The organism is Vibrio sp. RM-41-2B (assembly GCF_024744415.1).
Taxonomy (GTDB): Bacteria; Pseudomonadota; Gammaproteobacteria; order Enterobacterales; family Vibrionaceae; genus Vibrio; species Vibrio diabolicus.
In genome coordinates this window covers 210,197-225,059 of record NZ_JAMQWD010000006.1, presented here as the reverse complement: position 1 = coordinate 225,059, position 14,863 = coordinate 210,197, and the positions used below count along the sequence as shown (strand labels likewise).

The following is a 14,863-nucleotide window of genomic DNA, read 5'->3' as shown; positions in this document are numbered from 1 at the left end:
ATTATTCTGAGAATGTTATTTTGAGTTTACGAGCTGTGCAGGTGTACCCACAACAGTTTGCAAGTCTGGTACATGGTTCAGGACAGTCGCGCCGGCTCCTACCATTACGCCCGTACCAATGGAAATAAGTTGTTTAACTTGGCTTCCGATACCGAGCCAAGAACCTTCCCCGACAGTTACCCCGCCCGCAAGATTACAACCAGGGCTAACATGAACGCCATCCGCTAAATGGCAGTCATGATCTATCGTTGAGGCCGTGTTAATAATGCATGCTTTACCAACTTTGACAAAAGGATTGATGACAGCACCAGCCATGACCACCGTACCTTTATCAAGCTGACTATGCCGACTAATTGTGGCCCTAGGGTGCTCTAGTACAGAGAACTTAGCGCCAGCTATACTCAGTTGCTTCTGCTTTTCTAACCTGATTTTATTATTGCCGATTGCTATCACCGTTAGATCAAACTGCGCCGCTATCTTTAACAAGGTTTCGGAATTCCCTTTGACTGGCCAATGCTCAACATTTTGCAACTCTGGCCAGCGATCATCAAAAAACTCAATGTTTGTATAACCATTTAGCTCCGCAATTTCAGCAACGACTTTCCCGTGACCACTAGCGCCTAAAATTGCGCAAGTTCTATTCATGGACTTCGCTCTGCTTTGATTGACCAGTAAAAGGTTCTATCGTGACATGGCCATCTGCCGATATTCCTTCCTTCACAAACACTTTTTTAACGGTTAGGAACAGAATTTTGATATCTAGCCATAGGTTACGATTATCGACATACCAGACATCGAGCTTAAACTTATCTTCCCAACTAATCGCATTACGCCCATTAATTTGAGCCCAGCCTGTTACGCCAGGCCTGACTTCGTGACGTCTTGCTTGCTCTTTACTATAAAGCGGTAAGTACTGCATTAATAAAGGACGTGGCCCCACTAAACTCATCTCACCTTTCAATACGTTCCACAACTCCGGAAGCTCATCGAGGCTCGAGTTTCTCAATTTGTCTCCGAACGGAGTCATTCGCTCGGAATCAGGAAGTGGATTTCCTTGTGAATCGACCGCATCTTTCATGGTACGGAACTTAACCATTTCAAATGGTTTGCCATGCAAACCAGGACGTGTTTGACGAAACAACACTGGCGAGCCTAAGTTCTTACGTATTTTCCAAGCCACGAGCGCGATAATTGGCGAAAGCAAAATAAGGGCAAATAAAGAAGCCGTGAAATCAAACATCCTTTTCATTAGATAATCCCATGATTTTTAAAATTTCCGCGTTAACTTTATGGACATCAAATTTTTCATATGCCATATCGTGACTGCTTTTGCCCATTTCCTGCCACTTGTCTTGGTTCTCGATAAACCAGATCATTTTTTCTGCAAGCTGTTCTGCATTGGCTTTTTCAACTAACCAACCATTTTCGCCATCAATTACCGTTTCTCTACAACCTGGTACATCCGTGGTTAAGATTGGTCTACCCATCGCCATCGCCTCTAACACTGTACGAGGCATTCCTTCATGATAAGAGGGCAGTACATAAATAGCGCAGTTTTCAATAAATGGACGCACATCGGTGGTTGCGCCACTGTATTTAATCGCTCCCGACTCAGTCCATTGGTGAACCTCATCAAGCTTGATACCATCAGGAGATGGGTCTTCAGGGCCAACTAACTCAAATACCGCTTCAGGATACTTCTGCTTAACTAACTTAGCAGCTTGAGCGTATTCTCTTATCCCTTTATCGCCTAGTAACCGGGCAATTAACAGAAAGTGTGGAGTAGAAGGTAAAGGAGATAAGCTGTAATGGCTGAGATCGACCCCCGAACCATTTACGAGAAAACATTTTTCTTTTGGGACAATGCCCTCATCAATAAAGACTTGCATATTGTCTCTGTTTTGAAAAATAACGCCTTTAGACTTCTTCAATGCTGAACGGTACAGGAATTTAACGAGAGTGTTGAGTAAGTTCTTTGCCACCCCACCTTTTTGAAAAGCATAGCCAAGACCCGTGATCATCGCGTAAAAAGACTCGACGTTTGCAAATCTTGCTGCGAGGCCACCCCAAATTATAGGTTTGATCGTATATGCAAGAACAATAGATGGCGACACATTAGAATATAAGCTAGTAATGGATAAGATTGTTCTGATATCACTAAAAGGATTAAGACCATTCCTTTCAATAAAAACTGAAATAAATCTGCGAGCTCCAAGAGATAATATCGTTTCAACTTCAATATCAGAAGCATGTCCAGCAGCTGCAATCACATTTAAGTCTTGACTGGAAAGAGCTTTAATAAGTTCACCTCGAAAATTAAACAAAGACGATGGAAGTGCGCCCATTACGATAAGACTTAATCTACTCATTAAAGTTTTCCTTTTTATGGCCATTTAATATACTGAATAATATTAAAAGCAAAAATGGCATAATCATCCACTTTTGTCGAACCGCGATCCCGAGGTTAGCCGTAGTTGATGCAAGGATAGACAACCCACCAATTATATATGAAAAGTGAAACAATACAGGAAATTTGAAATCAATATTACTCAATTTTATTTTAAATAACAAAAAAAAAGAAAACATAGTAATTATAAGAATAAAAACATTCTCTAAAGAAGAATGAAGAGCTGTTAAATTATGGGCATCAAACGGAAGAGGTCTATATAAATAAGAGAAAACCTGTTCAAGAAAGGACATACTAGATATATCTATACTACTACCGCCTTGAGAGTTTAGAGTTTGCCTATGATCAACATAATCTGTCACTGAGCTTACACTAACGCCACCATCTATACCTGCATATTTGAGAGAAAATGGAATTAAAAAAGAGATACATAAGAAAGAAAAAGAAATCAAAAAAACTTTAGTTATCAGAGGGAGCTCTTTATTAAAAAAATAAGAAAAAAGTAGTGCTATAGTAATAACCCCAGCTATATGAGGCCTTACCAAAAGCATTATTAATATAGAGAAAACCAACAATAAAAATCTTTTTTTTATACTCATTACTGCCCAGCAAACTAAACATACAGACATAAATGAGATAGCATCTTTACCAACGCCGGAAGACCAAAAGCTAATTGAAGGTAGAAATACAACTAATGATGCCAGTTGTTTAACTTTTGTTGACGAGTCCGGTACGACGTTCTTTATCGATGCATCCAAGAACACAAGCCCTATCGAACCAAATATATTAAAAACCAAGCAAGAAGCCAAGAAAGAAAAAGAAAAGTAATTAGTAAATGGAATCAGTATCTTAACCACAGCTGGAGTGCCAAAATAACCATTAGGCACATACCCACCTAATTTAAAACTAAGACTTTTTTCATAATATGCAAATGCATCACCACCAAACTTTAAAATATACGATGCATATATAATACAAAATATAGAATGCCAAATATACAAAACCCAAGCACGATATAATTTGATCCCAACAAAATTTCGGAATGATGATACTATCATGAGGCCAGAAACAAAAACAAAAAAACAAGATAACAAATCGTAGACGTCATTAAGCATATCACACTTCCAACATGCGCTTAACTATTCGAAATTTTCCACTATTTTCTTTTTCAATATTATCAACAATAATAATATCTATAAACATCTCATCTCCGAACCTTACTTTCAAAGCTTCGATAAACTTGGTTTTGTTTAACTTATCAAAACATTCACTCACAACCAATCTTACTTCGACACTATTTATCTTATATTGTATAATTTGAAACTGTATTATTCCCTCAATGCCCTTCGTAGCATTACTTATATTTCCAAGATTTACTTTTCCATATTGAGGTGACTCTATATAATCCGTATTTCTTCCTTCTATAGATTCAACGATTGGAAATGGTGAACCACATTTGCAAGTTTCTGAACTATCACCTAAAGTAACCCTATCACCTATCTTATAGCGTATTAATGGCGTGCCGTGGGTGTTAAATGAAGTTACAATTAGCTCACCACTTTTTGCAGGTTGATTTTTTTCATCTACTACTTCAAAGACACCAGACAAAAGCTGTAAATGCTTCTTCCCTTCTTTGCATTCTAGTATAAAAGGAGCCCCCTCTGATGAAGCGTATTGGTCTATTAAAACACAGCCTAAAATTTCTTTTATAAGTTCTCGATGAACAGGTAACACCGTTTCTGCTGTAGGAAAAAAAACTTTTACTTTAGTATCTAATTTCAGGTTTCTCGACTTAGCAATCAGACATATTTCATATAAACTTGACGGAAAACCAACAATAAACTCAGGAGAAAAATCCTTTAGAGCCTTCCAATAAAAGTCAAAGTTTTCTTTATTTATATGGAAAGTAGAGAAAAATCTAATTTTGTTAATATAATCATCGCGATGAAATTTTACGCTTTTATTTTTACTTACAATTTCTTTACCGCTAAACCAAGCTACTTTACTTCCCAACTTATACCCATATATTGCTCGAAAGCTATCTAGTATTGCAAAACGCTCCTGCATATCGCTTTCAGTATATATTACTTTTAATGACGCACCTGTAGTGCCACCAGTATAACTTACAATTCCTTTTTCATCTGGTATCGTTTTAATTTTATCCAGATTATTAATCAATTCTTCTTTTGTTAAAATAGGAAATTGACTAAGGCTATTATAATCAGAAAACTTCTCATACCAAGACGAATTTTTTGTGGCGAAAGTCAAAAAATCGTTCAGTTTTTTGCGTTGAATTTCTTTAGCCTCGTCCAAAGTTAAACCATCCAAGTTTTTATAATACTCAAACTTTTCCCTATATATTCCAGAATGGCGAACTTGATATAATCGACTATTATAAATTGATATTAAAATGTTTTGAATAAAAACAGGAGAATATTTAATAAATATATTTTTAAAGTAACCCATAGTCATCTTGAATATACCTTTTGATAGTCGGTTATTGTTTTAGATAATGTAAAGTTAGATATAATTCTTTCACGGTTTACTTTCCCAATATTAACTCTATCAATCTGTGAAATTCGAGATAATGTTAAAATTCTATCCATCATTTGTGATACGTTTCCTACTTCACATGTATACAAGTGATTATTAAGGATGTGTTCAGCATCACCAGCTCTTGTAGTAATACAAGGTAGTCCTACACTCATAGCCTCACCTAAAACATTAGGAAACCCTTCTGTTATAGAGTGTAGGCAGAAAATATCTGCTGAAGATAACAACTCATGGACATTGTCTCTTTCACCCATAAGTAAAAATAGATCATTATCACAATTTATATATTTAGTAATTTCTTCATTATTGTAATCCATCTCCCTCCCGATCATTACTCCTTTTACATTATGACTTCGAAGACCTTTGATCACATCAATAAAACTTTTATGATCTTTAGCATCAGCATAACGGCCAACAGAGAAAACTAAGATATCTTTATCATCAACATTCATTTCTTTTCTAAGATTATCCCTCAATCTTTTAGAATATTTATATTTTTCCGTATCAAATCCATTATAAATAACAACTGACTTTGATGAATCGAAACCTTCTTTCTCATGACTCACTCTTGCAGATTCAGAGACATAAACTATTTCATCTGGGATGACTCTAGAAAAAAAACCACAGATTTTTCTAAACGCAAAGTTTCTTTTGCCTCTTGCTTTAAGGTCTGTGTTTCTAACATTCCAAACTACTTTATCAATACCAAGTGTTCTTGCAGCTATTCCTCCAAGAAAGTCAGAATGATACATCCAGGTTTGTACTACGTCAGGGTTTAAACCTTTTATTATTTTACGTAATTTAAATATAGAAAAAGGAATATCTAAGTGTCGATTAATACATAGGCTTATAACCCTTACTCCTGTTGCTTCAAATTCGTTTTTCAACACACCTCCATTTAAAAGGGTAATGACAGAGTGGGTATTAATCTTATCATTCTCAATTAAGCGTTTTAGCATTAACTCCGCCCCACCAACATTTAAACTTGAAATTACATGTATAATATGTTTCATCTTGATTCTCTAAATTAACTTTCTCTTATAAAATAAAATAGACAGGCTTCCCATTAGGAATTGACAGAATGCAATGTTAATAGAGCCTCCTTCAATGCCTAAATAACTTATTAATCCCCAAGAAAGAACAAAACCTAGTAAAGAACAGAAAACAACTATACGCATAACAAGTTTATCGAAACCAAGCCTTAGTAAATAGTTGGTACCAAAAACATTAAATATAGAATAAAAATACACACCAAAAACAAGGTAACAAGCTGTTAAGAGGTAAGTCTTTGGGTTAACACCAATATATTCAAGAATATAGGGGAGAATAGAAATAAAAAATATACATATGATAAAGAATAAGAATGAGTAATACCTGCTATATGCTCTAAAAGAATTACCATTTTTAATAAGGTAAGGGAAAAATACACTCGTAACAACAGAATTAAAAACGTTTAACAGGTTAACAACCTGTCTAATAGCCCCAAATATTCCTGCATAATAATTACCGAGCAAGACTCCGATCAAAACACCTGTAGTATTATTATAAAAATTAGGTACAAATTGATTTAAAAATATTGGATAGCCATCAACAAGACATTTTTTTACCCATTTTAATGGAATGACATGTATCCTATTAACAAACCTTTTAATAATAATATAGTGAGAAAACAATGATACTATGATATAGCCTAAACCTAATATTACAGGGTATTTCCAAGAATCAGCCTCCTCATGAATAAAAACAAAAACTCCAACAGTTAAAATAGTTTTTACTGAGACATCTAAAATGGTAATGAAATACATTTTTTCAACCCCTCTAAAAAACCATTCAGGAAATAGAGAGTTTCCGACAAGAACAATTGCAGACAAAGAAAAAATCAATAAATTACCTTTGAAAGAAGGCACTAAATTTATAACTACAAAATAAAAAATTAAAGATATACACAAAAGTAACAACGTGGCAGATAGATACTTGATATATATATAACTTAATTGATTCTCACTATGCCGATGTCTTGCAATATCTCTTGTTGCTGTATAATTAAAACCATATGTTGTAAACGTGTGGAAATATTGATTTAGTGATAGCGATAACACTATCACGCCATACGTACTAAAATCTAGAATTTTAATTAAGTATGGCAACGTAACAAATGGTATTATTAAGTTATAAACTTTAAGAATAGAAAGAGCCGCAAAATTACCGAACAAAACCCTTTCTTTACTTTTTCTAGAATCAACCCCCATCACCACAACCTTGAAAAGTCAATTTCAACACTAAATCAAATGAGTGATTTTTATAAAATAAAACCACTTTAACCTGACTTATAATCATAAAGCATTAAGAAAATCTTTGTACCAAGGCATAGATTTATTAACTCCTTGAAAAATTCTAAATTTAGGCTGATAGCATAATTTTTGCTCAGCTTTATTTATATCTGCTTGAGAATGCCTTACATCACCAGCACGAAACTCTCGATAAATAGGCTCAGCATTCACGACAACATCATTCTCGTTCAGCGCATTTTTAATTGCATAGTACAGGTCATTCAACGTAGTTCTGTCACCAACGGCGACGTTATACACTTCGTCTTTTGCATCTTCTTCCGCTGTTGCTGCTAACAGGTTCATTTGTACTACGTTGTCGATGTAGCAAAAATCTCGGCTTGTTTCGCCATCACCATTAATGTAGACGTCTTCGCCATTGATCATTGCCGCTGTCCATTTCGGAATTACCGCAGCGTAAGCGCCGTTTGGATCTTGTCGACGGCCAAATACATTGAAATAACGAAGCCCTATCGTTTTAAAACCGTAAGTGCGGGCGTATACACCGGCATAAAGCTCGTTTACGTATTTAGTGACTGCATAAGGAGAAAGCGGCTTACCAATATTTTCTTCCACTTTAGGTAGTGCTGGATGGTCACCGTATGTCGAGCTGCTCGCAGCATAAGTAAAGCTGCTTACCCCTTCTTCTTTTGCTGCATCCAGCATATTTAAGAAGCCGGTGATGTTCGCTGCGTTTGTCGTTAGTGGATCAGCGATAGAGCGTGGTACAGAACCAAGTGCTGCTTGGTGTAGTACGTAATCAACACCTTTTACGGCTTGTTGGCATGTTTTCGGCTCTCGGATGTCTCCTTCAATAAAGGTAAAACGATCCCACTGTGCTTCACTTACTAGGCTTTTTACTTCATCTAAGTTGTGTTGATGGCCTGTTGCGAAGTTATCTAAACCCACTACGGTTTGATCAAGCTTGAGTAATTTTTCCAGTAGGTTTGAGCCAATAAAGCCCGCAACACCCGTTACTAACCACGTCTTTGGTGATTCAACTAGTTCTTGTTGGATTTGTTCGTATTTGGTCATTGTGTTTTTCCGTGTGGGGAAGGTCTAGGGTCTAGGGTCTAGGGTCTAGGGTCTAGGGTCTAGGGTCTAGGGTCTAGGGTCTAGGAAACATAATCTTCCTTTTCTTCCCTAACAAAACCTTTCCGGATTTTAATCAAAGCGGCGATCATTGCTGCTATCTCTTTGCATTCTGCAACAATGAATAAGCCACTTTCTTTATCGATGTAACCTATATCGATGCCAATATAGGTTTGCGTAAGGAGTTCACCTAACGAGCCTTTTGCGTAATAGAGAAACCTTGATTCTTCTTTCGCAGTTTCTCTTTCAAGACCTTCTGCGATATTAGAGGGAACAGATAAAGCTGATCGCGTTATTTGATCTTTAAAGCCATAATCTTGGCAATCTCGCATGAGTTTATAGACGTTACTCGCCAAACGTGATGAACGCTTCCAAACGTCTAATTGCTCGAATTTCATGGCTCGGCTCTGAGGTTATGGCTTCTAGGCCCTAGGACCTTCCTTACAAACGCATATCTACGCTTTCTTTATCTAGAACGTATTTCAGGTCGTACAATACGTGTTCTGCTTTACCCAAAGTACGAATTTTCTCAACACCCATTTCTTTAAATTCGTTATGAGATACCGCCATGATGATCGCGTCGTAATGGCCTTGCTTTTCTTTTTCGCAAAGTGTTAAGCCATATTCATGCTGCGCTTCATCATTTGAACACCAAGGGTCCATAACATCGACGTTGATGTTGTACTCTTTTAGCTCAGAGATAATATCCACCACTTTGGTATTGCGTAGGTCTGGGCAGTTTTCTTTAAATGTTAGGCCCATAACAAGTACGTTTGCGCCTTCTACGTGAATACGTTTTTTCAGCATTTTTTTCACCAGCTGAGAAACAACGTATTGCCCCATACCATCGTTTAGGCGTCGGCCAGCCAAAATCATTTCAGGATGGTAGCCTACTGCTTGCGCTTTATGCGTTAGGTAGTACGGATCAACACCAATACAGTGACCGCCTACCAAACCTGGACGGAATGGTAAGAAGTTCCATTTAGTGCCTGCCGCTTCTAACACTTCTAGCGTATCGATACCAAGCTTGTTGAAGATGATTGATAGCTCGTTGATTAATGCAATGTTTACATCACGCTGTGTGTTTTCAATTACTTTTGCAGCTTCGGCAACTTTTATAGATGACGCTTTGTGTGTACCTGCAGTGATGATGGTTTTGTATAGCTGGTCGACAAATTCTGCGACTTCTGGCGTTGAGCCACTTGTTACTTTAAGAATGTTCGTGACTCGGTGTTCTTTATCACCCGGGTTGATTCGCTCTGGAGAGTAGCCTGCGAAAAAGTCTTGGTTAAACTTAAGGCCAGAAACACGCTCAACAACGGGAATACAATCTTCTTCTGTTGCACCTGGGTATACGGTTGATTCATAAACGATGATATCGCCCTGATTTACTACTGTACCCAACGCTTCTGAAGCTTTAATAAGAGGCGTTAAATCCGGTTGTTTGTGTTCGTCAATTGGAGTAGGAACGGTAACAATGTAAACATTGCACTCTTTGAGTTCTTGAAGAGAGGAAGTATAAGAAAGGTACTTTGCTTCTGCTAATTCATTATCGCTGCATTCTAATGTGCTATCGCGTCCGGCAGAGAGTTCATCGATACGGTCTTGGTTGATATCGAAGCCAATCGTTGGTGATTTTTTGCCAAATTCCACTGCAAGTGGTAAACCAACGTAACCTAAGCCAATGATGCCAACTCTGGCGTTTTCTAATGAAAAGTTCATTTTTAGTTCCTAGCAAGTTTAGATTTTTAGAACGCCTTTAGGTCTGGTTAGGGTAACCAAAGGCGTAGATAGACGAAGGACGCACAGGGCATCCCTTGAGAAGTTCTTAATACTTGTAAGAGTGATTTGTATTCGAATAGCGAATATGGATGTTTTAGGCATGCCGTAGACAAGTTGATAGAGCACATGAGTATATGTGCAACGAGAACACTCTACGGAACTAGATACGTGGACGGTAAATAGAAGGGAGGAACCTTATGCCTAGCCAATTATCACTCAAAAACTGTCATCGCAGCTTTGAATTGCCCCTCTGACGTAATGGGACATTTAGTTAATTATTTGTTTAGGCGCACTTTTTATAAAAGCCGACCTTGCCAGAAATGCAACTATGTGCTTAATTGTATTTATATTTATCTGGTGACATTTTTATGTCACTTAGAGAGCTTTGTTTTGCTTTTTGGCACGCTACCGCCCTTAGGTCTGGCTCCTAAAGGCAATGCATTTGGTTTTTTATCATTTGTGCTCAAGGCAAAGGATTGTATAGCAAACAGGTTGCAACGAAAAGCACAAGACTGACAAAAAAATGGCTTTTTTATGACAACTAACCAAGATATAAGGTATCAGTTTAACCAGAAAATCGTAAATTCTACCTACCTAAAGCGCGTTTTATAATACGCATTTATTCGTTTATATTTATTACAAAATGCAAAAAGTTGCCCATGTGGAATATGCATCACAATTTAATGCAACTTAAAGCACTGCTTAACACTCCCCTAGCATTTTGACTCCTACTTTCGTGTTTATCTGGTCGGTTACCCTCCCTCTTCTTTCTTCGATTCATTACATTGATGCCTATGAAAAGGAGATAGCTATGAAAGTACTTCATCATGGTGGGAAGGATACGGTGACAGGCTCTTGTCACGAACTGCGACTTGAGCAAGGGAGCATTTTGATCGACTGCGGGTTATTTCAAGGTAAAGATGCATTGGTAGGTCGTCATGATCGTTCGCTGGCGATAGAGTTTTCTTTAACCAAGGTAAAAGCACTGGTACTGACCCATGCTCATATTGACCATATAGGCCGATTACCATGGTTACTCGCTGCTGGTTTTAAAGGCAAAATCTACTGCACACAAGCTACTGCTGAGTTGGTCCCTCTTATGTTAGAGGACGGATTAAAGCTACAGCTGGGTTTAGGCAAACATCAACGGCAACATATATTAAATCTAATTAAGCAACGATTGGTGCCATGTCAGTACAATACATGGCTTCCTCTTAAGGAGTTGGCTTATATACGCTTTCAACCTGCGGGCCATATTTTAGGTTCTGCTTATTTGGAATTTAAACTCTCAAATAATGACGTAGTGGTATTTTCTGGTGATCTCGGTCCAAGTGATACGCCTTTACTCCCAGATCCGAAACCTCCTGAAAAAGCAGACTATTTGTTTATTGAGTCGACCTATGGTGATAAGCACCATGAAAGCGTGAAAAGTAGAAGCACTCGATTGCTCTCTATTATCGAACATGCGCTGGAAGATGGTGGTGTGATTGTTATTCCTGCTTTTAGTGTCGGTAGGACACAAGAACTGTTATTCGATATCGAACAGCTCCTGCACCAGGAGTCTTTACATGGTGCCCTACCAATTATTCTTGATTCGCCTTTAGCACGAAAAGTGACAAAGACTTATCGGCGCTTTAAAAAGCTTTGGGGTAAAGAAGCTAAAAGGCGTTTGGAGCAACATCGTCATCCTCTCGGGTTTGAACAATGTATTACGATTGAGACTCATGCTGAACATATGAGATTGGTGAATCGTCTGGCGATCACGTCTGAACCGGCTATTGTGGTTGCTGCTTCTGGGATGTGCGAAGGTGGTCGAGTGGTGAGTTACCTCAATGCGTTGTTACCAGATAGTCGTAATGATGTGCTGTTTGCTGGCTATCAAGCTGAGGGAACGCTAGGGAGAGAAATTCAAGAGGGTGCGAGTGAGGTTGATATCGAAGGAAAGAAAATTAAAGTGAAAGCTCAAATACATACGATGTCTGGCTATTCTGCTCATGCAGATCAATCCGATCTAATTTGCTTTGTAGAAGGAATTAATCCACCACCGAAAGAAGTGCATTTAATTCATGGTGAAAGTGTTGCAAAAGCAGAGCTGTATCAACATTTTGCCAGGAAAAAAATGAACGTTGTGCTTTAATTTACTGATAAGAAAATCAGGAGAAATTGGGTAAAAGTATCGTTTTGCTACCATTCTGTTACTTATTTTCTCCTTGAGATAGTTACCTTGTCGGTTAAAATAGCCGTCGAACAATTACAATGGCAGTTGGCACTATTATGTTTCTGGAACTTCTATTTATATTCTTTTCTTCGTTTGCCACTTTGTTTCTCATGCGTAAGGTTGCTAAGTCGGTAGGCTTGGTCGATAAACCAAACGAAAGGAAGTTACATGAAGGTGCTGTTCCACTTATCGGTGGGATCTCTATCTGCATTGTTCTTATCCAGTTTCTCACCTTTAAGCCAGCAACTATCGAGTACAGTTGGCTGTATGTATGTTCTATCGCACTCTTAACGCTGATCGGTGCCATCGACGATAGGGTTGACTTGAGTTTCAAAATACGCATGGGTGTTCAGGCCGGTTTATCGTTAGTGATGATTCATATTGCCGGTATCGAGCTACACAGCTTAGGTAACATGTTCGGCTTTGGGGATATAAATTTAGGTTGGACTGGTATCGCTATCACAGTGCTAGCGGTCATCGGAGCGATCAATGCTTTTAATATGGTAGATGGTATTGATGGCCTGCTAGGTGGGCTTTCTATTGTAACCTTTGGCGCTCTTGCCTATTTATTAAGAGTAGATGCCCAACACGGCTTAGCTTATCTCTGTGTGGTTATTATTATTGCCATGCTGCCGTATATTTTCATGAACTTGGGTATTCTTGGCCGCGCTAGAAAAGTTTTTATGGGCGATGCAGGCAGTATGATGATAGGTTTTACTGTAATCTGGTTATTGCTGGGTGTTAGCCAAACAGAGAGCAAACCTCTGATGCGTCCGGTTACGGCATTATGGCTAATTGCCGTTCCGTTGATGGATATGGCTGCAATCATGATTCGCCGCGTTCGCCGTGGGGACTCGCCATTCAAACCTGACAGAGAACACTTACACCATATTTTCCAACGCATGGGTTTAAGCCCTAAGCAAACTCTAGTAGCAATCTGCGGTATCGCAACCCTTTATGCTGCGTTTGGTATTTATGGCGAGCTGACAGGCATTCCTGAACCAGTCATGTTCTATACCTTCATCACCTGTTTTATTGTGTATTCCCTTTTGCTTTCTTATGTGTGGCGAATTACGAGTTACTTTCGAAATAAGTTTAGCAAACTCAAAGCAATCACTATTTCAAACAACTAACTAGATTTGTAATAAACTAAAAATACCGATGTTCGTGATTCATCACGAACATCGGTATTGAAGTGTTGTTATTAAACCGTGAAATATTGTGAACGCTTAAACCTTGTTAGTTCCAACCAGGTATAAGTATTTTATGAGTTTTAATTGTCGAGTAACTCGGGTGGGTTGACAGGCCAAACGATAGAACCACTCTAAGTTGTATTTCTGCGCCCAATTCGGAGCACGTTTCACTCGATTCGTAAATACATCATAAGTACCACCGACGCCCATATAAAAAGCATCGGGATAGACTTCACGACACTTGTTAATGAAGTTTTCTTGTCTGGGAGAGCCTAGTGCTACTGTTACGACTTTTGCCTGGCTTTCCTTTATTTTATTTATAAGCTCAGCTTCATCTTTAAAATAACCATCACAGGCATCAACAACGTTAACTTTGAGCTCCTGCTTTAGTTTATCAACTGTCTGTTGATTAACTTCAGGCTTAGCACCAACGATAAATACCGGCACATTGAGCGGTGCAGACCCTTTCATTAGTTCTAACCACAAGTCACAGCCAGGGATCCTCGCACTTGGGCAACCACGTTTTGACATGACCAAAGAAACCCCTGCTCCATCAGGATAACGAATGCTTGCAGACTCTAGAGTTCTTTTTACATCAGCCTGCTCGTAACTTGATACTATTTTTTCAGCATTCACGGCAACAGCAAAGCCACTAACAACATTTCCCTGATGTAAGATAGAATCAACTGCGTGGGCCATACTGTCGAATGCAGATATATCTAGCCCACCAATTTTGCATGTTTTATTCATTTTCGTACTTCTTTTCTACTTCTTGGGCATTTCTATATTTGATTACTTTTGCTGGTACGCCACCAACAATTGCATAGCTTGGGACGTCTTTTGTAACTAAAGAACATGCACCTACAATTGCACCTTTCCCAATAGTCACACCATGCTTGATAACCACATTGCGGCCAATCCAAACATCATCTTCAATGATAGGAGGGAGACCAAATACATCTTCTTGATCAACCATCGGAATATCTAGTCTTTCGTAACTGTGTGTGCTGGAAAGAATTGCTACGTTTGGCGCAATCATTACATTATTACCAATTGTGGCACTTTGAATAAATGCATTCTCGTTGATACGAACGTTTTGACCGATTTTTAACTCAGAGGCATTGGATATGTAAATTCGATTTTCTAATCGGTTTTTAGGGTGTGCACTCACCACTTTCAACACTCTGCTCAAATACCAGCAACGAAGTTTGCTAAAAAGAGGTAAGTACCTAGAGTTAGGTAAGTTGTAGAAAAATAGATAGTAAATTACGAGCTTTAATTTTTTCATAGA

At 38.3% G+C, this 14,863-nt stretch carries 14 protein-coding genes; 2 read left to right on the top strand and 12 right to left on the bottom strand.

Features of this window, described 5'->3' with window-relative positions:
* Window positions 1-15: 15 nt before the first annotated feature.
* The 10 genes from NB463_RS06120 to tviB all read right to left on the bottom strand — a co-directional run bounded on the left by NB463_RS06120 (window position 16) and on the right by tviB (window position 10,101).
* Window positions 16-645 (bottom strand): acetyltransferase, encoded by a 630-nt coding sequence (locus tag NB463_RS06120; RefSeq protein WP_258432531.1) that lies wholly within the window; start codon window positions 643-645, stop codon window positions 16-18.
* Complete coding sequence (locus NB463_RS06115) at window positions 638-1,249, bottom strand: sugar transferase (protein ID WP_258432532.1); 612 nt, start codon at window positions 1,247-1,249, stop codon at window positions 638-640. The genes NB463_RS06120 and NB463_RS06115 overlap by 8 nt, the downstream gene beginning before the upstream one ends.
* Window positions 1,233-2,369 carry a glycosyltransferase family 4 protein gene (locus tag NB463_RS06110; RefSeq protein WP_258432533.1) on the bottom strand — a complete coding sequence of 379 codons (1,137 nt, stop codon included), beginning with the start codon at window positions 2,367-2,369 and terminating at the stop codon, window positions 1,233-1,235. The genes NB463_RS06115 and NB463_RS06110 overlap by 17 nt, the downstream gene beginning before the upstream one ends.
* Window positions 2,362-3,522, bottom strand: a complete 1,161-nt coding sequence (locus NB463_RS06105) for a hypothetical protein (protein ID WP_258515974.1) — start codon at window positions 3,520-3,522, stop codon at window positions 2,362-2,364. The genes NB463_RS06110 and NB463_RS06105 overlap by 8 nt, the downstream gene beginning before the upstream one ends.
* 1 nt (window position 3,523) lies before the next feature.
* The gene (locus NB463_RS06100; RefSeq protein WP_258430560.1) at window positions 3,524-4,879 is read right to left on the bottom strand and encodes a phenylacetate--CoA ligase family protein; all 1,356 of its coding nucleotides are present in this window, start codon (window positions 4,877-4,879) and stop codon (window positions 3,524-3,526) included.
* Window positions 4,876-5,973 (bottom strand): glycosyltransferase, encoded by a 1,098-nt coding sequence (locus tag NB463_RS06095; protein ID WP_258515973.1) that lies wholly within the window; start codon window positions 5,971-5,973, stop codon window positions 4,876-4,878. The genes NB463_RS06100 and NB463_RS06095 overlap by 4 nt, the downstream gene beginning before the upstream one ends.
* A 9-nt stretch (window positions 5,974-5,982) precedes the next feature.
* The gene (locus NB463_RS06090) at window positions 5,983-7,209 is read right to left on the bottom strand and encodes an oligosaccharide flippase family protein (protein WP_258515972.1); all 1,227 of its coding nucleotides are present in this window, start codon (window positions 7,207-7,209) and stop codon (window positions 5,983-5,985) included.
* Window positions 7,210-7,293: 84 nt separating this feature from the next.
* On the bottom strand, window positions 7,294-8,322 hold the full coding sequence (locus NB463_RS06085) for an NAD-dependent epimerase/dehydratase family protein (RefSeq protein ID WP_258431515.1): 1,029 nt from the start codon (window positions 8,320-8,322) through the stop codon (window positions 7,294-7,296).
* An 80-nt stretch (window positions 8,323-8,402) separates the two neighbouring features.
* Window positions 8,403-8,777, bottom strand: coding sequence for a four helix bundle protein (locus tag NB463_RS06080; RefSeq protein ID WP_258431516.1), 375 nt, complete (start codon window positions 8,775-8,777; stop codon window positions 8,403-8,405).
* A gap of 43 nt (window positions 8,778-8,820) precedes the next feature.
* Window positions 8,821-10,101 carry a Vi polysaccharide biosynthesis UDP-N-acetylglucosamine C-6 dehydrogenase TviB gene (gene tviB / locus NB463_RS06075; RefSeq protein ID WP_258431517.1) on the bottom strand — a complete coding sequence of 427 codons (1,281 nt, stop codon included), beginning with the start codon at window positions 10,099-10,101 and terminating at the stop codon, window positions 8,821-8,823.
* Between the two features lie 871 nt (window positions 10,102-10,972).
* Between tviB and NB463_RS06070 the strand changes: the two genes are divergently transcribed.
* Window positions 10,973-12,298 (top strand): MBL fold metallo-hydrolase RNA specificity domain-containing protein, encoded by a 1,326-nt coding sequence (locus tag NB463_RS06070; protein ID WP_258431518.1) that lies wholly within the window; start codon window positions 10,973-10,975, stop codon window positions 12,296-12,298.
* Window positions 12,299-12,435: 137 nt separating this feature from the next.
* Window positions 12,436-13,512 carry a UDP-N-acetylglucosamine--undecaprenyl-phosphate N-acetylglucosaminephosphotransferase gene (gene wecA / locus NB463_RS06065; RefSeq protein WP_258431519.1) on the top strand — a complete coding sequence of 359 codons (1,077 nt, stop codon included), beginning with the start codon at window positions 12,436-12,438 and terminating at the stop codon, window positions 13,510-13,512.
* A 96-nt stretch (window positions 13,513-13,608) separates the two neighbouring features.
* Here the strand turns inward: wecA and NB463_RS06060 are convergent, their stop codons facing one another.
* Together NB463_RS06060 and NB463_RS06055 are read right to left on the bottom strand one after the other, a co-directional pair.
* The gene (locus NB463_RS06060; protein ID WP_258431520.1) at window positions 13,609-14,322 is read right to left on the bottom strand and encodes a WecB/TagA/CpsF family glycosyltransferase; all 714 of its coding nucleotides are present in this window, start codon (window positions 14,320-14,322) and stop codon (window positions 13,609-13,611) included.
* Window positions 14,315-14,860 (bottom strand): acyltransferase, encoded by a 546-nt coding sequence (locus tag NB463_RS06055; RefSeq protein WP_176318957.1) that lies wholly within the window; start codon window positions 14,858-14,860, stop codon window positions 14,315-14,317. The genes NB463_RS06060 and NB463_RS06055 overlap by 8 nt, the downstream gene beginning before the upstream one ends.
* Between the last annotated feature and the right edge of the window lie 3 nt (window positions 14,861-14,863).